This window comes from Synechococcus sp. CC9902, from assembly GCF_000012505.1.
GTDB lineage: Bacteria > Cyanobacteriota > Cyanobacteriia > PCC-6307 > Cyanobiaceae > Parasynechococcus.
Genome location: NC_007513.1, coordinates 1,230,926 through 1,249,971, shown reverse-complemented (window position 1 = coordinate 1,249,971; position 19,046 = coordinate 1,230,926). Strand labels below are relative to the sequence as shown.

General features: G+C 55.8%; 28 protein-coding genes. 13 read left to right on the top strand and 15 right to left on the bottom strand.

What is annotated here, in order from left to right:
• Positions 1-92 precede the first annotated feature (92 nt).
• Entirely contained in the window at positions 93-389 is a 297-nt protein-coding gene (locus SYNCC9902_RS06480) for a hypothetical protein (RefSeq protein WP_011360082.1), read from the top strand.
• On the opposite strand, the gene SYNCC9902_RS06475 is transcribed toward SYNCC9902_RS06480, so the two are convergent.
• On the bottom strand, positions 386-1,660 hold the full coding sequence (locus SYNCC9902_RS06475; RefSeq protein ID WP_011360081.1) for a Y-family DNA polymerase: 1,275 nt from the start codon (positions 1,658-1,660) through the stop codon (positions 386-388). The two genes, SYNCC9902_RS06480 and SYNCC9902_RS06475, sit on opposite strands and share 4 nt — an antisense overlap.
• A gap of 5 nt (positions 1,661-1,665) precedes the next feature.
• On the bottom strand, positions 1,666-2,109 hold the full coding sequence (locus SYNCC9902_RS06470; RefSeq protein WP_011360080.1) for a LexA family protein: 444 nt from the start codon (positions 2,107-2,109) through the stop codon (positions 1,666-1,668).
• 54 nt (positions 2,110-2,163) lie between these two features.
• Here SYNCC9902_RS06470 and SYNCC9902_RS06465 point away from each other — a divergent pair, with 54 nt between their 5' ends.
• The gene (locus tag SYNCC9902_RS06465; RefSeq protein WP_011360079.1) at positions 2,164-2,577 is read left to right on the top strand and encodes a hypothetical protein; all 414 of its coding nucleotides are present in this window, start codon (positions 2,164-2,166) and stop codon (positions 2,575-2,577) included.
• On the opposite strand, the gene SYNCC9902_RS06460 is transcribed toward SYNCC9902_RS06465, so the two are convergent.
• The 5 genes from SYNCC9902_RS06460 to SYNCC9902_RS06440 form a co-directional block, all read right to left on the bottom strand.
• Positions 2,546-3,145 carry a 2OG-Fe(II) oxygenase gene (locus SYNCC9902_RS06460; protein ID WP_011360078.1) on the bottom strand — a complete coding sequence of 200 codons (600 nt, stop codon included), beginning with the start codon at positions 3,143-3,145 and terminating at the stop codon, positions 2,546-2,548. The genes SYNCC9902_RS06465 and SYNCC9902_RS06460 overlap by 32 nt on opposite strands.
• Positions 3,146-3,147: 2 nt before the next feature.
• Positions 3,148-3,978, bottom strand: coding sequence for a hypothetical protein (locus SYNCC9902_RS06455; RefSeq protein ID WP_156771091.1), 831 nt, complete (start codon positions 3,976-3,978; stop codon positions 3,148-3,150).
• A gap of 65 nt (positions 3,979-4,043) precedes the next feature.
• Positions 4,044-4,478, bottom strand: coding sequence for a 23S rRNA (pseudouridine(1915)-N(3))-methyltransferase RlmH (locus SYNCC9902_RS06450; protein WP_011360076.1), 435 nt, complete (start codon positions 4,476-4,478; stop codon positions 4,044-4,046).
• Positions 4,475-4,885 carry a hypothetical protein gene (locus SYNCC9902_RS06445; protein WP_011360075.1) on the bottom strand — a complete coding sequence of 137 codons (411 nt, stop codon included), beginning with the start codon at positions 4,883-4,885 and terminating at the stop codon, positions 4,475-4,477. The genes SYNCC9902_RS06450 and SYNCC9902_RS06445 overlap by 4 nt, the downstream gene beginning before the upstream one ends.
• Positions 4,886-4,888: 3 nt before the next feature.
• On the bottom strand, positions 4,889-5,377 hold the full coding sequence (locus SYNCC9902_RS06440) for a pentapeptide repeat-containing protein (RefSeq protein WP_011360074.1): 489 nt from the start codon (positions 5,375-5,377) through the stop codon (positions 4,889-4,891).
• Positions 5,378-5,473: 96 nt separating this feature from the next.
• On the opposite strand from SYNCC9902_RS06440, the gene SYNCC9902_RS06435 reads away from it, so the two are divergent.
• The 8 genes from SYNCC9902_RS06435 to SYNCC9902_RS06400 all read left to right on the top strand — a co-directional run bounded on the left by SYNCC9902_RS06435 (position 5,474) and on the right by SYNCC9902_RS06400 (position 11,916).
• Entirely contained in the window at positions 5,474-5,884 is a 411-nt protein-coding gene (locus tag SYNCC9902_RS06435; RefSeq protein WP_369776089.1) for a YraN family protein, read from the top strand.
• A gap of 82 nt (positions 5,885-5,966) precedes the next feature.
• Positions 5,967-6,791, top strand: a complete 825-nt coding sequence (gene rsmA, locus SYNCC9902_RS06430) for a 16S rRNA (adenine(1518)-N(6)/adenine(1519)-N(6))-dimethyltransferase RsmA (RefSeq protein ID WP_011360072.1) — start codon at positions 5,967-5,969, stop codon at positions 6,789-6,791.
• A gap of 17 nt (positions 6,792-6,808) precedes the next feature.
• Positions 6,809-7,732, top strand: a complete 924-nt coding sequence (gene ispE / locus SYNCC9902_RS06425) for a 4-(cytidine 5'-diphospho)-2-C-methyl-D-erythritol kinase (protein WP_011360071.1) — start codon at positions 6,809-6,811, stop codon at positions 7,730-7,732.
• On the top strand, positions 7,729-8,049 hold the full coding sequence (locus tag SYNCC9902_RS06420; protein WP_011360070.1) for a DUF3082 domain-containing protein: 321 nt from the start codon (positions 7,729-7,731) through the stop codon (positions 8,047-8,049). The genes ispE and SYNCC9902_RS06420 overlap by 4 nt, the downstream gene beginning before the upstream one ends.
• A 183-nt stretch (positions 8,050-8,232) precedes the next feature.
• Positions 8,233-9,216, top strand: a complete 984-nt coding sequence (locus tag SYNCC9902_RS06415; protein WP_011360069.1) for a pyruvate dehydrogenase complex E1 component subunit beta — start codon at positions 8,233-8,235, stop codon at positions 9,214-9,216.
• Between the two features lie 5 nt (positions 9,217-9,221).
• Entirely contained in the window at positions 9,222-10,709 is a 1,488-nt protein-coding gene (gene secD, locus SYNCC9902_RS06410) for a protein translocase subunit SecD (protein ID WP_011360068.1), read from the top strand.
• Between the two features lie 3 nt (positions 10,710-10,712).
• Entirely contained in the window at positions 10,713-11,699 is a 987-nt protein-coding gene (gene secF, locus SYNCC9902_RS06405) for a protein translocase subunit SecF (RefSeq protein ID WP_011360067.1), read from the top strand.
• On the top strand, positions 11,692-11,916 hold the full coding sequence (locus SYNCC9902_RS06400) for a hypothetical protein (protein WP_011360066.1): 225 nt from the start codon (positions 11,692-11,694) through the stop codon (positions 11,914-11,916). Before secF ends, SYNCC9902_RS06400 begins: the two co-directional genes overlap by 8 nt.
• Here SYNCC9902_RS06400 and SYNCC9902_RS06395 read toward each other — a convergent pair.
• From SYNCC9902_RS06395 to mnmH, 5 genes are read right to left on the bottom strand one after another with little or no spacing between them, the layout of a single operon-like run.
• On the bottom strand, positions 11,907-12,131 hold the full coding sequence (locus SYNCC9902_RS06395) for a hypothetical protein (protein WP_232179185.1): 225 nt from the start codon (positions 12,129-12,131) through the stop codon (positions 11,907-11,909). The genes SYNCC9902_RS06400 and SYNCC9902_RS06395 overlap by 10 nt on opposite strands.
• 48 nt (positions 12,132-12,179) lie before the next feature.
• Positions 12,180-13,169 (bottom strand): AI-2E family transporter, encoded by a 990-nt coding sequence (locus SYNCC9902_RS06390; protein ID WP_011360064.1) that lies wholly within the window; start codon positions 13,167-13,169, stop codon positions 12,180-12,182.
• A complete protein-coding gene (locus tag SYNCC9902_RS06385; protein ID WP_011360063.1) occupies positions 13,166-14,245 on the bottom strand; it encodes an AI-2E family transporter in 1,080 nt (359 codons plus the stop codon). The genes SYNCC9902_RS06390 and SYNCC9902_RS06385 overlap by 4 nt, the downstream gene beginning before the upstream one ends.
• Positions 14,242-14,637 carry a photosystem II reaction center protein Psb28 gene (gene psb28, locus SYNCC9902_RS06380; protein WP_011360062.1) on the bottom strand — a complete coding sequence of 132 codons (396 nt, stop codon included), beginning with the start codon at positions 14,635-14,637 and terminating at the stop codon, positions 14,242-14,244. The genes SYNCC9902_RS06385 and psb28 overlap by 4 nt, the downstream gene beginning before the upstream one ends.
• 26 nt (positions 14,638-14,663) lie before the next feature.
• Complete coding sequence (gene mnmH, locus SYNCC9902_RS06375) at positions 14,664-15,707, bottom strand: tRNA 2-selenouridine(34) synthase MnmH (protein WP_011360061.1); 1,044 nt, start codon at positions 15,705-15,707, stop codon at positions 14,664-14,666.
• A gap of 40 nt (positions 15,708-15,747) precedes the next feature.
• On the opposite strand from mnmH, the gene SYNCC9902_RS06370 reads away from it, so the two are divergent.
• Entirely contained in the window at positions 15,748-16,467 is a 720-nt protein-coding gene (locus tag SYNCC9902_RS06370) for a GUN4 domain-containing protein (RefSeq protein ID WP_011360060.1), read from the top strand.
• Positions 16,468-16,531: 64 nt separating this feature from the next.
• On the top strand, positions 16,532-16,933 hold the full coding sequence (locus SYNCC9902_RS06365) for an ATP-binding protein (protein WP_011360059.1): 402 nt from the start codon (positions 16,532-16,534) through the stop codon (positions 16,931-16,933).
• Here the strand turns inward: SYNCC9902_RS06365 and SYNCC9902_RS06360 are convergent.
• Complete coding sequence (locus tag SYNCC9902_RS06360; RefSeq protein ID WP_011360058.1) at positions 16,930-17,184, bottom strand: DUF6439 family protein; 255 nt, start codon at positions 17,182-17,184, stop codon at positions 16,930-16,932. The two genes, SYNCC9902_RS06365 and SYNCC9902_RS06360, sit on opposite strands and share 4 nt — an antisense overlap.
• Positions 17,185-17,233: 49 nt before the next feature.
• Here SYNCC9902_RS06360 and SYNCC9902_RS06355 point away from each other — a divergent pair, with 49 nt between their 5' ends.
• On the top strand, positions 17,234-17,503 hold the full coding sequence (locus SYNCC9902_RS06355) for a hypothetical protein (RefSeq protein WP_041425032.1): 270 nt from the start codon (positions 17,234-17,236) through the stop codon (positions 17,501-17,503).
• Positions 17,504-17,510: 7 nt separating this feature from the next.
• Here the strand turns inward: SYNCC9902_RS06355 and SYNCC9902_RS06350 are convergent, their stop codons facing one another.
• Both SYNCC9902_RS06350 and SYNCC9902_RS06345 read right to left on the bottom strand, forming a co-directional pair.
• On the bottom strand, positions 17,511-17,834 hold the full coding sequence (locus tag SYNCC9902_RS06350; RefSeq protein ID WP_011360056.1) for a hypothetical protein: 324 nt from the start codon (positions 17,832-17,834) through the stop codon (positions 17,511-17,513).
• 72 nt (positions 17,835-17,906) lie between these two features.
• Positions 17,907-18,980 carry a class I SAM-dependent methyltransferase gene (locus tag SYNCC9902_RS06345; RefSeq protein WP_011360055.1) on the bottom strand — a complete coding sequence of 358 codons (1,074 nt, stop codon included), beginning with the start codon at positions 18,978-18,980 and terminating at the stop codon, positions 17,907-17,909.
• Positions 18,981-19,046 lie beyond the last annotated feature (66 nt).

The following is a 19,046-nucleotide window of genomic DNA, read 5'->3' as shown; positions in this document are numbered from 1 at the left end:
TTCTTTGTGGGGTTTTCTGCTTTTCCAATCTCTTTTCTGGGATGCATACACCCCAAGCCTGGGCACAATTGTGGTGATCCCCACGATCGCGAATGGCTGATTCATCGCTCGACTTCGCTGCGCTTTCGCCGGTGAATGATCTCTGGCCAACTTTTGTGGAGCGGCTTGGCATGGAACGGGCCCAGCGCGCCGTCCTTCAGGCGTTGGATTTACAACGGATGCGTGGGCATGGCAGCACCTTGCCTGTACTCGTCACTGAGACCTGTGGTTTGGCTTTGGCGAGCACCGATCTCGTCCGTGAGCAAACCGGCTTAAACGCCCATGGCGAGCGGATGGTGCTTCTTCTGAGTACGCAGGATCAGGCGATCCAGCTGTTGCAGCACGCTTAAGCCCGGACCACAGGAATATCCCTCAAACGGGTTGTCGCGGCACGACTCAATTGGTCGCGACGCATGGCCCATCCAGGTTCCAGCCCACAGGCGGCCCAGTGCACGGAGCCTCGCCCATAGCGTCGGTTGAGTTGGTCGATGGTTTGCATCAGGCTCTCCCGTTTGTCTTGTTGCTCGGCACTCATCGGTACCAACAAGTGGGATTGAAGGGTGTCGATGCCCTGGAGGTGTTGCATCAACACCCCCGCTTTGGCGAGGGGACGGTGCGGACGAAAGATGTGGTCGACCAGGGGCAGCGCCGCTTGGAGCAGAACGGCGGTGTCGTTGCTGGGTACATCCAATTGGCGACTGGCAGCACGGCTGTAAAAGTTGGGCTTGAAGGGACTTGTGCGGGTGTAGATCGTGAGGGCCGATGTGCGTTGCTGTTGCTTACGCAATTTTTCGGCTGCGCGCACCACATACGTCGCGATCGACTGGCGCAGCTCTTCGCGGGTGGTCACCGGTTGGCTGAAGCTACGGCTCACGCATGTTTCTTGTTTGGCTGCGGGTGCCAAATCCATGGGCAGGCAGGCATATCCCCGCAGTTCCCATTGCAGTCGTAATCCCACCACGCCACATTTCGCTTTGAGCTCTCCTTGGGGCATATCCCTCAGTTGGCGTGCGTTGCTGATTCCTCTCCGCTGGCACCACGCCGCCAATTGCCGGCCGATCCCCCAAACGTCTTCGATCGCAATCGTTTCCAGCCATTGATCTGGGTTGTGGCAAGTCCCGAAATCGAAGACCCCCGCATGATTGGGGACCGCTTTTGCCAGGCGGTTGGCCAGTTTGGCTTGACTTTTGCTCGCGCCCAATCCGATCGCAATGGGGAGTCCCAGGTTTTGGCGTACCCGTGCGCGAAGCTGGCGCGCCCAGGGAATGAGCTCTCCATTGTTGGGCCGCCTTAGGCGTCCAAAGGCTTCATCGATGGAATAGATCTCAACGTCGTCGCAATGGGCTTCCAGCAGGCTCATCATCCGTTGGCTCATATCGGCGTAGAGCGCATAGTTCGAGCTCCGCACCACAACGTTTTGGCGGGCTAGCTCGCGCCTGGCTTTGAAATATGGGGTCCCCATGGCGATGCCAAGTTCCCGCGCTTCGGCACTTCGAGCCACGATGCAACCGTCGTTATTGGAAAGCACCACCACCGGCCGACCAATCAGGGCTGGGTCCAGGCTCTGTTCGCAGGAGGCATAGAAATTGTTCCCGTCAATGAGGGCGGTGACCTGAGCCATGCCGCTCAGAGGGGATGGATGACATAAATGGCGATGCCCCAGATCTGCACATCACTGCAGTGTTGGAGTTCCAAAGGTGGGTAGTCCGGATGGGCCGCTTCCAGTCGGAGACGCCCGTGATGACGGGCCAAGCGTTTCAGCGTGAAGGCCCCGTCCAGCACGGCTACGACGACGCGTCCGGGCCGTGGGTCGAGGCTGCGGTCGACGACCAGCAAGTCGCCGTCATGGATGCCGGCTTCCGTCATCGATTCGCCGCTCACTTTCAAGAAAAAGGTGCTGCCGGGATGGCGGATTAATTGCTCATTGAGGTCAATGCCCATCTCCACGTAATCGTCGGCCGGGGACGGGAACCCGGCTGGAACGCGCTCGCTCACCAAAGGGAGGATCTGCTGCGGCCGGCTGGCGTGTAGCGGTCGCGGGATGCGCTGGAAGTTCAAGGCCAAGACCAACGGATTCCTGAATAGTACAAATGTACTTTTATTTTGACTCCCTTGCCGGTGAGGATGGAGGTTCTTGTGTGGTTTGCGGTGGCCGATACCCCGTATCTGATTGCATTGGCGTTGTTTGATCAGCAAGGGCGACGGGCGTTGCCCTTGGCGGGGCGGTCGCAGGCGGAGGTGGCGCCTGAGGGCGAGGTCCCCCAGGTGCTTGGCCACGCGTTGGCGCTTGAGCTGTTGCTTCGGGTGTGGCAGCGCAGTGATGAGGGTGCGCTGCAGCGGGCTGCTGGGTTGCACAGCCTCCTGCTGGTGGAGCTGCCGATCGAGTGCTTGCCGGAAGATCTGCCGGCGGTCAAGGCGGCTTGGCTGAGGACGGGTGATACAGAAGCGTTGAAGGCGGCTCTACAAGCCATGTCGTCACGTGCTTGGACGATGGCTGTGGAGAAGTTCAAGCCGGTGGCGCTGACTCCTGCGTGGTGAGGGGTTCATGGCTCCAAAGATTGACGGCCACTGAGTAGCGCTCTCCTTCTAGGGGGTTGATTCTGTGCAGGATCCCGGGGGAAAAAATCACCAGTCGGTTCAGGACGGGGGGGACGGAGATGACGGAGCGGAAATGTGGCGGTGGCCCGGTTTGTTCTTGGGTGACGGGTGGGTTGTCGGCCACAAGAAGCTCACCACCTGCGCAACTCACGTGCGGATAAAAAACGGTGGAAAGAAGGGGTAGGGAGTAGCGGCCGTTCTCGCGGTAGCTCACCTCGTCTTTGTCGATATGCCAGTCGAGGTGGTTATTGGTGTTGCACCACCATTCCGCGCCGGTGGCTTGGGGGCACCAAGGGGAAACAAGAGGACGCAAGTGTTGGTGCAGGTAGGTGTCCATTGCGGCTTGTTGCTCCGGTGCATGGGACGACCGTGCCCTGCCGGAATCAGGCCGCCAACTAAATAAGGCGTCGCTGGGATGCTGTTGTTTGAGGCGCTCATGAATGTTGCAGAGGTCGCGCAACTCCTGCAGGGCGATCGGCGGTAATAAGTTGTCTACTACTTGCAGCATGTTCAGTTCTCTTGTGCGGCTTGTTCCTGTAGCTGCATCAGGTATTGAAAGGCCTCGCTGTTAGTGTCTCTTGCAATTTTTTTGAGGCCGAAGCTGGTACCTTTTTTGAGAGCGCTTGATATATCCCGAATGGTTATATGTTTCTTCTTTGGTGCTGAAATCAGAGGAGGCATGAATTGGTAGTCCTCTCCCATAACGATTTTGAGTATGGAAGGAATCGAGACCTCTGTTAAGGGCCATTGTGTATCAATTGTAGATTCGAAGTAAGTATCATTGAATTCGGAAAGATAGATTTTGCTGAATTTTTCAAAGATGTTCCATGGCATTGAGCATCCGCAAATGCGACCTCTTCTAAGCTTTTTGAAATCGCCTTCAAAATATAAATTTGCGAATCTCTGAAGTCTGGGATCTGAGAGAGAACGTTCGATCCATTTCCATTTGGTTCGAATTCTGAACTGTTTATCTCCACAGTGAATCAAGCCTGACAGAATAGATTGTTTGATGTCTTTTGAGAAGATCAGATCGGCATCAGTGTGGATCAGGACAGCATCATGATCGCATGGATGAGATTGTGCGGTATTGATGAGTTCTGATAAAGCATTAGCGGTGCAATAACGCCAAGTTAACCTTCTGCGTTTGGTAAAGACGATGTCGTGACCTTCCCGAGCAGCGAAAGCTGTAAGGTCTGTTTCAAAATTCTCATTACTTCCGAATGAGACATGCAGGTAGTGGCGTAACTCAAAGGGAGCTAGAAAAACCCGATAATTGTCTAACTGTCGGGCAATGTGCTCAATCGAAGTCCCGTGCACTGGCGAAAGCAGTGCGAGGCGCATGGATGAGCTGTGGGCATCGCAAGTCATGGCGGAACCCTAGAGAGCCATCCGGGGTGATCTCATCATTAAGCGCGGTGGTAGGGACGTCCTTGCACGATGGACTGGGCACGAAACAGTTGCTCAACCAGCATCAGTCGAGCCAGTTCATGGGGAAAGGTCAGTGGCGACAAGCTCAGTTGCCATTGCGCCTGCAACTTGAGCTCAGCGGTGAGTCCATCGGCACCACCAATCACAAAAACAAGTCGTTCGTTCTCGAACTGCTTCAACCGCCTGGCAAAGGGAATCGATCCCAAGCACTCCCCTTGTTCCATCAGGGCAATCAAGGTCTCATCAGGACGTAGGGCGGCACGAATGCTGTCGGCTTCTTTTTCGGGGGAACTGTCCCGTAGTTCCGTCACGGTGAGGCCTGGGAGGCGCTTCAGATACAACTCAATTCCCTTTTGAATCCAATCGCGGCGAACTTTGCCCACCGCCAAAATCCGACAGCGTGAGGGATTCAATCGCTGCTCTCGTCGTCCTCGAGCAGCAATTGGCTGAAGGCCACATAGAGGGTTTCTTCTTCGCTGCCGGCGGGAACATTGGGGCGCTGGGGACGGGTTGTTTTGCCTTGTCCGGTCTGTGTTTTGGGAAGGGGAGGGAGGTTGGCGGCATCGCTAGGGCTACGCCTTTGCGGAGAGCGCTGCTCTTCGAGTTGCTTGAGGCGGGCCATTAAGTGCTCAGGCACTTGACCATCAGGGCTCACTTGCATCAACTCCCGAAAGAGGACGTCGGGATCTTGCTCGGTTTCAACTTTGTGGCGCACTTGACGGGCCTTGGGCGTCACCGCGGACTCGGGCTCAGGCAGCCGTTTGGGCAAGCTTCTGCCGAGTTCACGCAAGCGATCCAAGCTGCGGGAATCGAAACTCATCGCTCAGCTGCAGCCAAGGCTTTCGCGGGTGCTCCGGCCGGTAACGGGGTTAGTGCCGTCAGCCACGCTGCAAAGACTTTTCAGCTGATCAGGGCGCATGGGGACATCGGTGAAGTCAGCCCCGGTAATCACAACATCTTTGAAACGGGTGTTGAAAGCAAAGGCACCTTCCATCACTGCATTGCTGAGGTTGGTTCCGGTCATGACCGCTGAATCCAAGGTGGCTTCACGCAGGTCGGTGTCGCTGAGGTCGGCATCCTGGAGCTTGGCCCCGTACAAACTGGCTCCACGGAGATCGGAGCCGGAGAGATCGGCTTCGCGAAGATTGCTGAGGTTGAAGGTGGCCCCGACGAGATCTTTGTTGGCGTAATCAGCACCAATCAGCACTTGCTTCGCAACATCCACCGCCGCGCGTACTGGCGCTGCGGCGTAAAGGAGAGGCGTTAGTAGAAGAAGCAATGCAGCTAACAAAGCCAGCGGTCGGCGACGCATTGATTCCATCCCGTGATGACATAACCCTAGGGCGACTCTGAAGACAGCGACTCCGAAGACAGCGACTTTGATGGGACTGGCTCGGATCGCGCCGCGATGGGACGTCCTGGGAATTCAGATAGACGTGTAGGGCATCAGGGTTTGACCAAGCAACAGATTCAGGGGGATCGAGCCGAAGAGATCGCTTTCCAGCTTTTGCAACGCAAGGGCTGGGTGTTGCTCGATCGGAACTGGTCCTGCCGTTGGGGGGAATTGGATCTGGTGCTGCAGAAAGATCAACGCTTGTTGGTTGTGGAGGTGAAAGGTCGGACGGCTCAACGGCATGACCGAGGCGGTTTGGATGCCTTTCACAGCCATAAGCGACGACGCTTGGCGCGGGCGATTAACTGTTGGCGATCCCACCATCCAGATGCTGGTCATCAGCTCCTTCAGGTGGTGTTGGCCCTCGTCAACCTGTCCGGCTCCGCAACACGCGTGCGCTGGTTGGCCATTCATCAATTGAGTTGACCGCTGCCGTTGTGTTGGTTCACCGGCTCGTCCCGGCTTCGGGCACAGTGAAGCAATCCAGTTAGGGAATCCCGAAACCGAGATGTCCTTTTCAGGCCATACCGCCCGTAAGCGTTTTGGTCAGCACTGGCTGCGTGATGCGCGGGTGCTGGATCAGATCGTTGAGGCCGCCCGTCTGCAGCAAGACGACTGCGTGTTGGAGGTCGGTCCCGGTCGTGGTGCTTTGACGGAGCGTTTACTGGCCTCACCGGCGGCCCAAATCCATGCGATCGAATTGGACCGCGACTTGGTGCGGGGTTTGCACGATCGTTTTGGATCCGAGAGCAGGTTCAGCCTTCGCGAGGGCGATGTCTTGGAGGCGCCGCTCCACCTGGTCGATGGCGGATTTGCCAACAAAGTTGTTGCCAATATTCCGTACAACATCACGGGTCCATTGCTGGCGCGACTGATCGGCCGCCTCGATCGTCCAGTCGAGCCCACCTATGACTGTCTGGTGCTGCTTCTACAAAAAGAAGTGGCCGAACGGATTCGCGCCAAGCCCGGGCGGAGCAGCTTCAGTGCTTTGAGTGTTCGCATGCAGCTTTTGGCGGATTGTTCCTTGGTCTGCCCCGTGCCGCCCCGGTGTTTTCAACCACCACCGAAGGTGCAGTCGGAAGTCATCCTGCTCAAGCCATTTCCCCCAGAGAGGCGCCTGCCCATCGACCTTGCGAGTCGCGTCGAAGCATTGCTGAAGCAGGCCTTTCAGGCGAGGCGGAAGATGTTGCGCAACACCCTGGCCGGTGTAATCGACCCTCAGGTTTTGGAACCGTTGGCTGCCTCGGTGGGAATCAGCCTGCAACAGCGTCCCCAAGAGGTGGCTGCTGAGGCCTGGGTTGCCCTCGCTAGGGGTTTGAATCAAGACGTTTGAGTCGCCTTCCGATCGCCATGCTCACTGTGACGGCACCGGCCAAGGTGAATTTGCACTTGGAGGTGCTGGGACTGCGGTCTGATGGATTTCATGAATTGGCGATGGTGATGCAAAGCATCGACCTGGCCGATTCCCTCCAGTTCACCAACACGGCTGACGCACAAATCACCCTTCGTTGTGATGATTCCAGCCTGAGCACTGGTGCCGACAACTTGGTGCTGAAGGCAGCTGAGCTGCTGCGGGCTCGGTCGGGCTTTAACGAGCTTGGGGTCTCGATGTATCTGGAGAAACGAATTCCGATCGGAGCGGGATTGGCGGGCGGCTCTAGTGACGGTGCAGCGGCCCTGGTGGGACTGAATGCGTTGTGGGGTCTCGGTTACACCGCAGAGGCTCTCGAGTCGATGGCGGCTGAACTCGGCTCGGATATGCCGTTTTGCGTGGCTGGTGGCACGCAGCTTTGTTTTGGACGTGGTGAGCTGTTGGAACCCGTGCCTCCCACAGCCGAGGGATTGGCCGTGCTGTTGGTGAAAGATCCCTTAGTGAGTGTGTCCACTCCATGGGCCTATCAACGTTGTAAGGAGCTCAAAGGAAAGAATTACCTCGAGGGGGAGGTGGCGTTTGAGCAGCGCCGACGCGACCTGCGGGAGGCCCCATGGCTTCAGCCACTGCGGGCTGGGTGCCCTCCGCCTCTTCGGAATGATTTGCAGGTGGTGGTGGCAGCGGAAACGCAGGCGGTTCAGGTGTCGCTTCAATTGCTCCAGACGCTCCCCACGCCCCTCGCGGTTGCCATGAGCGGCTCGGGACCCAGTTGTTTTGCCCTGTTTGGCGATCAAGACCAGTGCGATCAGGCTGCTGCTGACCTCTCTCCAAAGCTCAAGGCAGCAGGGTTAAAAGCTTGGGCTTGCTCATTACGAAGCGATGGCGTGAGGATTGCGTCATGACTGACCCAACCCCGTCCGATTCAGTCGAAGAACCGCGGGATCCGAGAAAAGGCCCTCTGAGCTTTTTGTCTGGAGCACTTACGGCAGGTTTCCTGGCTTGGCTAGCCCTGGGTTTAAGTCGACGGATGGTGGTGTATTTCGCTGTTCATCCCCCGCACTACAGCTCACCGATTGCCCAAAACATTGCTGTCACCTTGAAGACGCTGCTTGTGGGGTTGTCGTTCATCGCCACCTTCAGCACAAGCTTTGTGGCCCTTGGTTTGACGTTGGTGTTCCTTCGCAGTCTTTTTACGATCAAGGATCAGAACCCTGCCTAGCGTCGATTTATCTCGCGATGGTTGGATGACGCCCCATGACCTCGGTCAACTGGTGCTGCTGTTGTCGCCAGCCATGTTGTTGTCTGTTTTGTTGCTCTTTACCTTCGCTGCGGGCGGTTGAGCTTGCTCAGGCTGAGATAGCTTGGCTTCATTCCCCGGATTAGCCGGGATCACAGTGAAGCCGTGGCAGGAACACTTCTCTTCAACGCTCTGCGCGAAGCCATCGATGAGGAGATGGCCCGCGATCCCTACGTCTGCGTGATGGGGGAAGACGTCGGCCAATACGGCGGCAGTTACAAGGTCACCAAAGACCTTTATGAGAAATACGGTGAACTACGGGTTCTCGATACACCCATCGCTGAGAACGGTTTCACCGGCATGGCTGTGGGTGCTGCCATGACCGGCTTACGGCCGATTGTGGAAGGGATGAATATGGGCTTTTTGCTGCTCGCCTTCAACCAAATCTCCAACAACATGGGGATGTTGAGGTACACGAGTGGAGGTAATTTCACGATTCCGACAGTGGTGCGCGGTCCGGGTGGTGTGGGCCGACAACTGGGTGCTGAGCACAGCCAAAGGCTTGAGGCTTACTTCCATGCCGTGCCCGGGATCAAAATCGTGGCTTGCAGTACTCCCACGAATGCCAAAGGCCTGATGAAGGCAGCGATTCGAGATAACAACCCCGTTCTCTTCTTTGAACATGTGCTGCTTTACAACCTCACAGAAGAGCTGCCCGAAGGCGACTACACCTGTGCCCTCGATCAAGCTGATCTCGTGCAGGAGGGGAGTGACATCACGATCATCACCTACTCGAGAATGCGGTATCACTGCCTGAAGGCAGTTGAGCAGTTAGAGGCCGAAGGCGTGAGTGTTGAGCTGATTGATCTGATCAGCTTGAAGCCTCTGGATATGGACACCATTGGTCGCTCGATTCGGAAGACTCACCGCGTGATTGTGGTGGAAGAGTGTATGAAAACTGGCGGAATTGGCGCTGAGCTCCTTGCGCTGATTACCGAGCACTGTTTCGACGACCTCGATGCCCGTCCGATTCGGCTGTCGAGCCAAGACATTCCAACGCCCTACAACGGCTCCCTCGAAAATCTGACCATCATTCAGCCCCATCAAATTGTTGAGGCGGCGAAAGAGATGGTCACAAAGGGTCTCTGACGTTGATGGCGCGTTATCAGGGTTGGTTTGCGTTTGTTCTTGCCTTGGCCATTGCGGCTGGGATGTTCTTGCTTCGGACCCCGTTGGAATTGGGTCTTGATTTACGCGGGGGCAGTCAGCTCACCGTGCAGGTGCAGCCGGCAGGGGACATTACCCGTGTGGGTTCCGAGGAAATGGAGGCGGTGAAAGCCGTGCTCGAGCGCCGTGTCAATGGTCTTGGTGTGGCCGAGTCGACTCTTCAAACCGTGGGTGATACCCAGTTGGTGCTTCAGCTCCCAGGCGAGCAAGATCCAACGCGAGCTGCACGGGTGCTTGGCAGTACGGCGATGTTGGAGTTCCGTGCACAAAAGCCTGGTGCGGAGGGAGATCTCAGAAGTTTGCGTCAGTTGCGATCCCAAGTCCGGGCCATTTTGCGGTTGCGCGAAGACCAAGCTCGCAATGGCGATCCAGACAACAGCGACGGGATCGATTTCGACCAGTTAGCGGAGGCGCAGAAGCTCTTTGGTCTCGATGGTGAGTCCACCAGCGAAATCGATCAGTTGCAACAGCTGCTTGAGAAAGTGAATGGGGAAATCGTTCAACAGTTCGAGCCCGCTGCTCTAACAGGTAAGGATTTGGTTACGGCAGGCCGTCAGCCGTTGCAAAACAATCCCAACAGTTGGGAGGTCACCCTGTCGTTCAACAGCGATGGGGCTGAGGCGTTTGCTGAGCTCACGAAATCCATTGCAGGCACCGACAGGCTTCTCGGCATCGTTCTTGATGGTCAGGCGATCAGTGAAGCCAGTGTTGGCCCACAATTCCAAGCCGCTGGCATCTCCGGTGGTTCGGCCAGCATCAGTGGAAACTTCACCGCTGAAGAAGCTCGAGAGTTGGAGGTACAGCTCCGCGGTGGATCGCTTCCCCTGCCCGTAGAAATCATTGAAGTTCGCACCATTGGTCCAACCCTTGGTGCCGAAAACATCCGTCGAAGCTTGGTGGCCGCCTTGTCTGGGCTGGCTTTTGTGGCGGTCTTTATGGTCGTGGCCTACAGGCTCCCTGGGGCTGTGGCGGTTGTTGCTTTGAGCTTGTACGCCCTCTTCAACTTGGCCATGTACGCCTTAATTCCTGTGACCCTCACGCTCCCTGGGATTGCAGGTTTCATTCTCAGTATTGGCATGGCGGTGGATGCCAACGTGTTGATCTTTGAGCGGATTAAAGATGAATTGCGGCGTGGCAACACGCTGATTCGTTCGATCGATACAGGCTTTTCTGAGGCGTTTTCATCCATTGTTGATGGCCATCTCACCACGCTGATCAGCTGCGCAGCCTTGTTCTTCCTCGGTACGGGCTTAGTGAAGGGTTTCGCTGCAACGTTGGGGATTGGCGTTTTGCTCAGCCTATTTACGGCACTCACGTGTACCCGCACGTTGTTGCGATTCCTGATGGGTTATTCGGGCCTTCGTTCTCCGAATAATTTCTTGCCCAACAGTCAGCTCCCTACCCCCTCCGCCTGATCCATGGTTGACGCGTCTTCCCCCGCGACGGCCGATGTCCGTCAGTTGCGCTGGTCTTTGAGTGCCATGCGACAACGCGTGTGGCTGATTTCAGCAGCGGTTGTTGTGGTGAGCCTGATTGGTTTGGTTTCGAGTTGGCTGGATCCAACGATCCGTGCCCCGCTGCGGCCTGGCCTTGATTTCACGGGCGGCACCCAAATCCAGTTGGAGCGTCAATGTGATCCGGCCTGCGCCGATCTCAAAGCCATTGCGGTTTCGAATGTCATCCGTGAATTGGCTCTTCCCAAAGAGGGCAATGCGCCGCTGCCCCAACTCAATGCACCTCGGGTGCAATTGCTCGATGCTGGCCAATCGCTGTTGTTGCGTCTCCCTACGCTGTCTGCCGCCCAAGGCCAAGCGGTCATTCAGGCGGTTGAACCGGTCGCAGGTCCGTTCAAGGATGGTGGTCAATCGGTTGACACCATTGGGCCGAGCCTGGGTCGTCAGTTGCTCCAAAGCAGTTTGGTGTCGTTGCTGGTGGCGTTTGCGGGGATTGCTGTTTATATCTCCTTCCGATACGACCGGCGGTATGCCTTCTTGGCTTTGGTCGCCTTGGCCCATGACGTTGTCATTGTGTGCGGCTTCTTTGCTTGGCTCGGCTTGTTCTTTCAGCTGGAAGTCGACAGCCTCTTTGCGGTGGCACTGCTTACCATTGCCGGCTATTCCGTGAACGACACGGTTGTGGTGTTCGATCGGATCCGTGAACGCACTCAGCAAGGGTCTGATTTACCTCTGAAGCTTCAGGTGGATCAGGCCGTTTCAGCGACCCTGACTCGCACGCTTTACACCAGTGGAACCACCTTGATGCCCTTGCTGGCCTTGGTGTTCTTCGGTGGTTCAACCTTGTATTGGTTCGCGATTGCCCTTGCCCTCGGCGTGGTGGTGGGGAGCTGGTCGAGTATCGCCCTCGCTCCTTCATTGCTCACGTTGTGGCAACCACAGGGTGACTAACAAGCCGATGCACTCCGGACGATCCTTGCTGCAGCGCCGATCGGCTCGATGGTTACCTCTCCTGCTGGTTGTGCTGGCGTTTGGAGATTTGCGGACGGAGCTCATCCTCTTGGCCGATCATTTCACGCTGACGGGGTTGACCTATGCGATCCGAGATCATCAACTCGCGATCCTCGTTTTGCTCAGTTCGGTCTCTTTATGGCGACGTTATCGCTGAAGGTCTTTGCGACCAAATTCGTTCCAGAGTGAATTCCAGGTGCGTTCTTTGACCGCTTCATTCCACTCCCCCAAACTGTTGTTGGATGACCACCATGATTCGAAGAGGTCATGGGCTTCTTCGTGAAGAAGGTCGGGATCAAAGTTGTCGCGCTGGAGTTGCTGCACCGCTTCGCGCAGCTCCTCATAACGGGCAAAATTAAAAATGACGTCCAACTGAATCGTATGAAGGAGATCGCAATCCACCGTATGGGACCGTCGGGCCTAGGCCCATCGATCCATGATTTGCTGCACAACAACCCGTTGCATTAGCACTTGCAGCACAACGACCAGTGGAAGAGCCAAAAGCACACCCGGTAACCCAAGCAGAGCGCCCAGACTGAATTGCGCCATCAAGGCCACGGTGGGGAGCAGATTGACCGTTTTCCGAAGCAATAGCGGTGTGAGCAAAAAGGCTTCGAGGTTTTGAAGAATGAGACGGAACACCAACACAGACACCATCAGTTGTGGTGATTGGAGAAGCGCTAGGCCGGTTGGCAGGAGAGTGGCGGCCGTTGGCCCGATAGTGGGTACAAAGGTGAGGAGTCCACAAACCAGTGCACTCAAGAGTGCAAGCGGTGCTTTGAGAACGAGTAACCCTCCCCATGTCAGCAGAAAAACAATCGTGGCTGACAAGGTCATCCCGCTAAGCCAACCGCCTAGGGCATGTCTGCATTCATCCAGGAGTTGATCCAACTGTTCCCTGGCTGGCCGCGGGCAAGCCGCAAGCAGCATGCGTCGATGGGCACTGGGATCCAGCGCAAGAAGAATCGCCAGCAGAACCATGAGGAAGAGCTGGATCAACGTGTTGGCAGCCCCGCCAGCAAAGCCCAGTAGGGGTTGAAGTCCCTTGAGGTTGATGGCTGAGCCAATCGCCTCGTCAAATTGCTCTAATCGAGGGTCGCTGCTGAGCAGATCTGACAACTTGCCAACCAATTGGGGAAGGTCTCGTCCCAATTGCCGGAATTGATCAAGCAATTCGGGTAGGAGAAGCTGACCAAGGAACGCTCCCGCAAGAAGCAAAAGGCCCAGCACAACAGCCAGCGCCGCTGGACGCTCCAGCTTTGTGCGTTGTTGAAGGCTTTGGATCAATACATCCAGGGCTACTGCCACCACAACGGCGCCAAACAACACCAACAACACCCAACGCAAGTGCCATGTCAACAAGGTCAGCACTACAAGGCTGAGGGCGACCAAAACGCTTCTGGCCGTCATGTTGTTGCTCCGGAGTTGTTCCAGTGATCCAAAACATCGTGGATCAAGACCTCACGAATCACGACTTGAAAGACAACGGCTAAGGGCAATGCCAATAGCAATCCCAGCGGTCCGAATATCAATGTGAAAACAAACTGTGCGGCCAAGGTCAAGCCGGGGAGCAATTTCACTTGGTGATGCATCACCGATGGGGTAATCACATAACTTTCCATGTTTTGGATCACCACATACGCTCCGAGAACTGCGATCGATTTCCAGGGAGCATCGAGCACTGCAACCGCCATTGGGAACACAGTGCTCATCGTCGGTCCCACATTGGGAATGATGTTCAACAGTCCAGCCAATAGGGCGTTAGCCAGCACTAACTTCACACCCAAGAGTGATAAGGCGATGCCGCAAAGTGCTGAAACAGCGAGTGAACTGATCAAGACACCCACCATCCAACTGCTGAGAGCTTGTCCACACAAATCCAAGACCTCTGCAGCCCGACGTCGATAAAACGACGGAATTAATTGCAGGCCCACTCCCCGGTAGGCCTGGGGCTGCACACTCACCATCAGTGCCACAGCAATCACGAAAAGCAGGCGCAACAAAGCATTGCCTAAGTTTCCGGCCAGCCCAAGCAGACCCAGAGCACCGCTGCCCAGACCCACAGCAATGGATTGGCCATTTGGCACCAATTTGCTGGGGTCAGAGACGCCAATCTCATCAAGATTGGAGGGGGAATCAACCCCGTAGATCGCCTGGCTAATGCCATCGATCCAATCCATCAACAGCCCCAACAGCGTTTGTGCTGCTTTGGGAAGTTGCTGCAAAAGTACAGCGAACTCCTCCAAAAAGGGAGGGATCACCACCGTGAGGATGACGGTGAAAATCGTTAGAAGACCGCCCAAGCAAAGCAGGAGTGCGAGGGAACGATCCATGGGACGACGTTCCCGCAAAATGCCCACCAACGTGCAGAGGGCCATCGCCAACACGACTGCAGCAAACAGAAGAAGCAAGACCTCACGCAGAGACCAAAGCAAAACAGCCGCTGCAATCAAGGCTGCGAAGGACAGCCAGTGAGGCAATCTCAAGCTTGTTCTTCGGTGGCTGCGTCTGTTTGATCAGACTTTTGATTCTGTGAGTAGCCAAGGCCGTTGGAATCGGCGTAGCGCTGGGCAAAGCGCATAAACCGTTCAAAATCCTCTTCCGTTTTCCAGGTATAGGTGGCTTCGAGGGCGCTAGGGATGCCGTTGACGAATTTTCCGTTCACTTCACGGGTGACCATCTCCCCTTCTTCATCCACCATCCACATGCCTCCGATGTTCCCGAAGGTTTCTGGGGCTAAGGCTTGAGGTTGCTCAAACACGAATGTGGCTTGGCCAGTTCTCCCATCACGGCTGCGGGTGAGACGAATATCAGGGACGACGGGCTCATCGACGCCTCGGAAAAATTGAATCGATGCCGTTCCTTTTGCCTCGGCCATAGGCTCCCCTTTCTTGAAGGGGGATCTTAGGCGGAAAGTTCCACAAGTTTGGCTTTAAGCAGCGTCTCTGCGGCCACTTTCGCCGTTTGTCCGGTCAAATCAATGCTGTTTCGGTCGGGGCAGCGTGCCAGTTCATGGTCGTAGCAGCGGTCGTAATAATCGAGTGTGGCTCGACAGGCTGTTGCCCAGTCTTGTTTTTCGATTGCCTCCAAAGCTTGCTGTGTGCGTTGGGGACCCAATCGACGACTAATTCTGTTGGTGGCTTCCGCCAACCCTTCGGCGCCCTGTTGTCCATACACCTCCACTAGCTGGTCAACGCGTTCTTCGAGGCTTCGCTGGATTTCGAGAACAGGTGCTGTTTGCATTTGGTCAAAAAGGCTTTTTGGGATGCGGCAGCGTCCCACTTGAATGCTTTCCGCCTCGAGCCAGATGGAGCCGGCACCCTGTTGTCGATGCTGATCCAGCACCTCAGCGAGAAGATTTTCGTAGTGCTCAGTACTGGGTTGAGCTGGCAGTCCAAGACCTCCGAAACTGCTACCTCGATGGTTGGCAAGGCCCTCAAGATCTAAAACGGCAACGCCTTTGTTCTGCAGAGCCAACAGCAGATCGGTTTTTCCCGTACCGGTGCGACCACCCATGATCCTTAAGGGCCATTCTTGATCGAAACGTGACTGAGCCCAATGGCGATAGGCCTTGTATCCCCCTTCAAGTAGCAGAGGGTTGAGGTCAATTTGCTGTGCAAGCCAAGCCATGCTGGCTGAGCGCATCCCGCCTCTCCAGCAATACAGCCTCAGCTGCTCAGTCCCCCTGTATTGGTCGAGTTGTTCGGCTAGGGCCGCCATTTTCGGTCCAGTAACGCTCAGGCCAAGATGAATGGCTTTCAGTCGCCCGTCTTGCTTGTAGCTGGTACCGATGGCTGCGCGTTCGTCGTCGCTAAATAACGGGAGGTTCACAGCCCCTGGCCAGTGCCCCTTGTCGAATTCCGAGGGACTTCTGACATCGATCAGGGGGCCACGGAGTTGCCGCAGCTGTTCGATTGAAGTGGAATGGTCTTCTCCCATGCCTGACATAGTGGGATAACGCCGTGCTCGACAAAGCCGGTTGCGAAAAATGCTTTCCGGTTCTTCCCCCACCACATCCCTCAGCGTTGAAATGCTCATTGAGCGCTTCGCTGCTGGTAATCCCCGTCAGCGCCGCCCGCTGATCAAGACGATTGAATCTCGGGTCGATGACCTGGTGACGCTGGGTGCATCCGAATTGTTGCCTTTTGATCCCAAGGGTGACGATTGGGCTCCTGGTTGGATCCTTCAGGTCATCCAGCGCCATCACCCCGCCGCCTTAACGGAACTGCTGAAGGGTTCCACCGCTGGCTGGTTAAGCGTTGAATCGGCAATCGGTCTCGATTTTGTTGCGTTACAACGCGATCTTTTGAATCAAGACTTTGAGGCGGCAGATCGTCTGACGAGCAGCATGTTGCGTGAGCTCGCGGGAGATGCAGCGGTTCAGCGTGGTTACGTCTACTTCAGTGAAGTGCCCGCCATGCAGGGTGTCGATCTCGTCAGCATCGACCGTCTTTGGACGGTGTATTCCCAGGGACGGTTTGGCTTTACAAGCCAGGCACGGTTGTTAACGACTGTGAGTGGTCGTTTTGACCAACTTTGGCCGCGTATTGGCTGGAAATGCGAGGGAGTATGGACCCGATATCCAGGTTCATTCACCTGGTCGTTAGAGGCACCAGAAGGGCACATGCCTTTGATCAATCAATTGCGAGGTGTGCGTTTGATGGATGCAGTTCTGAAGCACCCGGCCTTAATGGCTCGTCGGGCCTGAGAGCTCCTGTTATTGGGGACTGAACCAGGTAGGTTCAAAAGAGGTCGTTGCCACTGGGCGAATCGTGCCGTTTCATCGATTCCGCTGGGCAGACTTTGTTTTGCCGTCCACTCTCCAGCTGGCTCCCCTCTTGGAGCTTCTGGTTGAACCTGTCGGCTGTGAAACGACTAGTCAGAAGGTTGAACTTGGCTTACACGAAGCATTGGTCAATGCTGTGCGTCATGGAAATTCCGAAAATCCCCAAAAACAACTCCGCGTTCGACGAATCCTTACGCCCAATTGGTTGATTTGGCAGGTGCAAGATGAGGGCTGTGGATTGCCACCAACGGCTCGAGCCTCTGAGCTTCCTTTGTCTGTGGATGCCCAGCATGGACGTGGCTTGTTTCTGATTCATCAATGTTTTGATGATGTTCGTTGGAGCCGTCGTGGAAATCGGCTTCAACTCGCCTGTCGCCGTCCCGCTTAGTGGCGCGGACAACCGGGATCCTTGAGGTCTCCTTTGATCCATCCAAGCGCTTGGTTGGTGAGGGCTGCCACATCCTCAGGGCTGCCTTCTTGAGTCAACTGAACCAAGGCAGCGGCAAGTAATTCGGCGGCGCGGCGGTTCGATTGTGATTTCAACCGGTGCCAATCACGATCACCAATTTTTAAGAGGCTATGGAGCTCAGCCGATTTGGCTTGGGTTTGCTCCGGCCAGATCGAATCCGGTTTAGCCATGGCAATGCAATGCAGTGGATCTAGTTTCGGAGTTGAAGGAGGCGAGCGGATGCCACCAAACACACGTCGTCGTGAACAGCGACAGTTGAAGTGGCTGCATGGCGTGTCCCGATTGATCCAACAGGGTGAATGTCAACACCAGTCAGGTTCGAGCGTGCAGGGACGTCGTTGGCAGCAACGGCGCTTGTTCGCTCAGCAATTGCTCGACCGCAATTTCAATGGATGGCTTCATCCTGAGCGGTCTGGATCACGTTTTTGGAGAGGACTTCGCTGGGGAGGCGCAGGGTTTGTTTTGGCTTGGGTTGCAGCCCACCTTTAAAACCCGATCAAGCCACCAATTGGCGATGTCCTTCACCAACAACCACGAGGGATGTAGGAAGACCTTCCTTCGAAATCCCGTTTGAGTAACGCATCTCCTGATTAGTGGAGATGGAATCTTGGCCCCTGAGCCAGGCCTGTCGCAATGATCTACGTCGCCGATCTTCGTCGAGGACCAGACGATCAGCTGCCGCCTGGGGTGTTTCCTGAGGCAGCACGGGTGTGCGGAGGGTGATGCCAAACCCTTGAGCTTCAACTTGAACGTGGCCTTCCATCAGGACCACTTGAAAGGTCCAACCTTCTAACCAACGCAACCGAAAGGGATTTGTCATGAATACCCTTTGGGATTGTTTTTACCCTATGGCGGCCAGCCTTGTCAGCACAGGGCATGTCAGCGAATCCGTTCAGGTGTGACTCGAGACAGGTTTTCGAGCAGACCAAATCCTCGTCATGAAGTGGGACTCAGCCGTAACGCCTTCAAACCCAGCCGTGAGGAGTCGAGCCTCAATGTCATCACCGATGTAGTCCCGGTAATAGGGCTCGTGGAAGAACTTGCGGAAGTTTTCCATCACCACGCTGAATTCCGGTGTGTCTGCTAACTGAATCGAATCGGCCAACACCAGCACGCCACCAGGTTCCAGCACCCTCCAGGCTTCGTTGATGACGTTCTGACGTGCTTCGCCTGGAAGCTCATGCAGCAAGAACACGCAGGTCACACCCTGCAAGCATCCATTTGCCAACGGGAGAGATTCTCCGTTGCTGCGAATCAGTTGGACAAGGGACGTTTGGGCTTTATTGAGCCAACGATTGGCTTGTCTTAAATAGGCATCGGATAAATCTGTTCCGATGAGTTCAGCGTGGGGAAGAGCGGCCCTTATTTGGTGAAGGGTTCGACCTGTTCCTGTCGCCACATCGAGGATGCGTAAAGAGGCGGGGCTGCGATCTGAGAAGTGCTTAAGACCACGCTTCAACGGTGCGATCACGCGGCGGCGCATTGCATCAGCGGTGCCGTTGAACAGGATTTCCACCTGTAGGTCGTACAAACCAGCCGAATGATCACTGAGATAACCGTCGGTTTGGTGATGAAAATTTTGAAGGTAATACTCAGGAAAAAGGCTGGGGTCGGTGTCTTTGGGGAGATCCCGCACGTTGCGTTCTTTTCTCCGGTTCCAGATCGATGGCAGGTCAAGCCAAACCTGGGGGTACCGACTAGCCCAGTCCAGCCAGGGTGCATCAAAAAGGAGTGAGGTTGGGTAGACGCCCTGTTCAGCTTCTTGCCAATCGCGCTCCTCGAGCTGTGCCATGGCATTGCGCAACGTTTGCAAAATGTCAGATGACACCGACTCTGTCGTCGGCATGGCTTCTGGAGCCACCAGCTCCATCAATTTTGTACTCAGCTCTTTATGGGCCAGTCCAGCGATGCTCTTGCCCTGTTGAAGGGTCTGGTAAGCCAATTTGCTGAAGGGCGTGGTCGCCATCGAGACATCGCACAAGAGCACCATTCCAACGAATGCGAAAGAAAAATGCGGCTTTGAGTAGGCACT

Bases quoted from the DNA above. Each gene is read 5' to 3' on its own strand.
- SYNCC9902_RS06480 (WP_011360082.1), top strand. From the start codon at position 93: ATGGCTGATTCATCGCTCGACTTCGCTGCGCTTTCGCCGGTGAATGAT.
- SYNCC9902_RS06475 (WP_011360081.1), bottom strand. From the start codon at position 1,660: ATGGCTCAGGTCACCGCCCTCATTGACGGGAACAATTTCTATGCCTCC.
- SYNCC9902_RS06465 (WP_011360079.1), top strand. From the start codon at position 2,164: ATGGAGGTTCTTGTGTGGTTTGCGGTGGCCGATACCCCGTATCTGATT.
- SYNCC9902_RS06460 (WP_011360078.1), bottom strand. From the start codon at position 3,145: ATGCTGCAAGTAGTAGACAACTTATTACCGCCGATCGCCCTGCAGGAG.
- SYNCC9902_RS06455 (WP_156771091.1), bottom strand. From the start codon at position 3,978: ATGCGCCTCGCACTGCTTTCGCCAGTGCACGGGACTTCGATTGAGCAC.
- SYNCC9902_RS06445 (WP_011360075.1), bottom strand. From the start codon at position 4,885: ATGAGTTTCGATTCCCGCAGCTTGGATCGCTTGCGTGAACTCGGCAGA.
- SYNCC9902_RS06440 (WP_011360074.1), bottom strand. From the start codon at position 5,377: ATGCGTCGCCGACCGCTGGCTTTGTTAGCTGCATTGCTTCTTCTACTA.
- SYNCC9902_RS06435 (WP_369776089.1), top strand. From the start codon at position 5,474: ATGGGACGTCCTGGGAATTCAGATAGACGTGTAGGGCATCAGGGTTTG.
- rsmA (WP_011360072.1), top strand. From the start codon at position 5,967: ATGTCCTTTTCAGGCCATACCGCCCGTAAGCGTTTTGGTCAGCACTGG.
- ispE (WP_011360071.1), top strand. From the start codon at position 6,809: ATGCTCACTGTGACGGCACCGGCCAAGGTGAATTTGCACTTGGAGGTG.
- SYNCC9902_RS06420 (WP_011360070.1), top strand. From the start codon at position 7,729: ATGACTGACCCAACCCCGTCCGATTCAGTCGAAGAACCGCGGGATCCG.
- secD (WP_011360068.1), top strand. From the start codon at position 9,222: ATGGCGCGTTATCAGGGTTGGTTTGCGTTTGTTCTTGCCTTGGCCATT.
- secF (WP_011360067.1), top strand. From the start codon at position 10,713: ATGGTTGACGCGTCTTCCCCCGCGACGGCCGATGTCCGTCAGTTGCGC.
- SYNCC9902_RS06390 (WP_011360064.1), bottom strand. From the start codon at position 13,169: ATGACGGCCAGAAGCGTTTTGGTCGCCCTCAGCCTTGTAGTGCTGACC.
- psb28 (WP_011360062.1), bottom strand. From the start codon at position 14,637: ATGGCCGAGGCAAAAGGAACGGCATCGATTCAATTTTTCCGAGGCGTC.
- mnmH (WP_011360061.1), bottom strand. From the start codon at position 15,707: ATGTCAGGCATGGGAGAAGACCATTCCACTTCAATCGAACAGCTGCGG.
- SYNCC9902_RS06370 (WP_011360060.1), top strand. From the start codon at position 15,748: ATGCTTTCCGGTTCTTCCCCCACCACATCCCTCAGCGTTGAAATGCTC.
- SYNCC9902_RS06360 (WP_011360058.1), bottom strand. From the start codon at position 17,184: ATGGCTAAACCGGATTCGATCTGGCCGGAGCAAACCCAAGCCAAATCG.
- SYNCC9902_RS06355 (WP_041425032.1), top strand. From the start codon at position 17,234: ATGCCACCAAACACACGTCGTCGTGAACAGCGACAGTTGAAGTGGCTG.
- SYNCC9902_RS06350 (WP_011360056.1), bottom strand. From the start codon at position 17,834: ATGACAAATCCCTTTCGGTTGCGTTGGTTAGAAGGTTGGACCTTTCAA.
- SYNCC9902_RS06345 (WP_011360055.1), bottom strand. From the start codon at position 18,980: ATGGCGACCACGCCCTTCAGCAAATTGGCTTACCAGACCCTTCAACAG.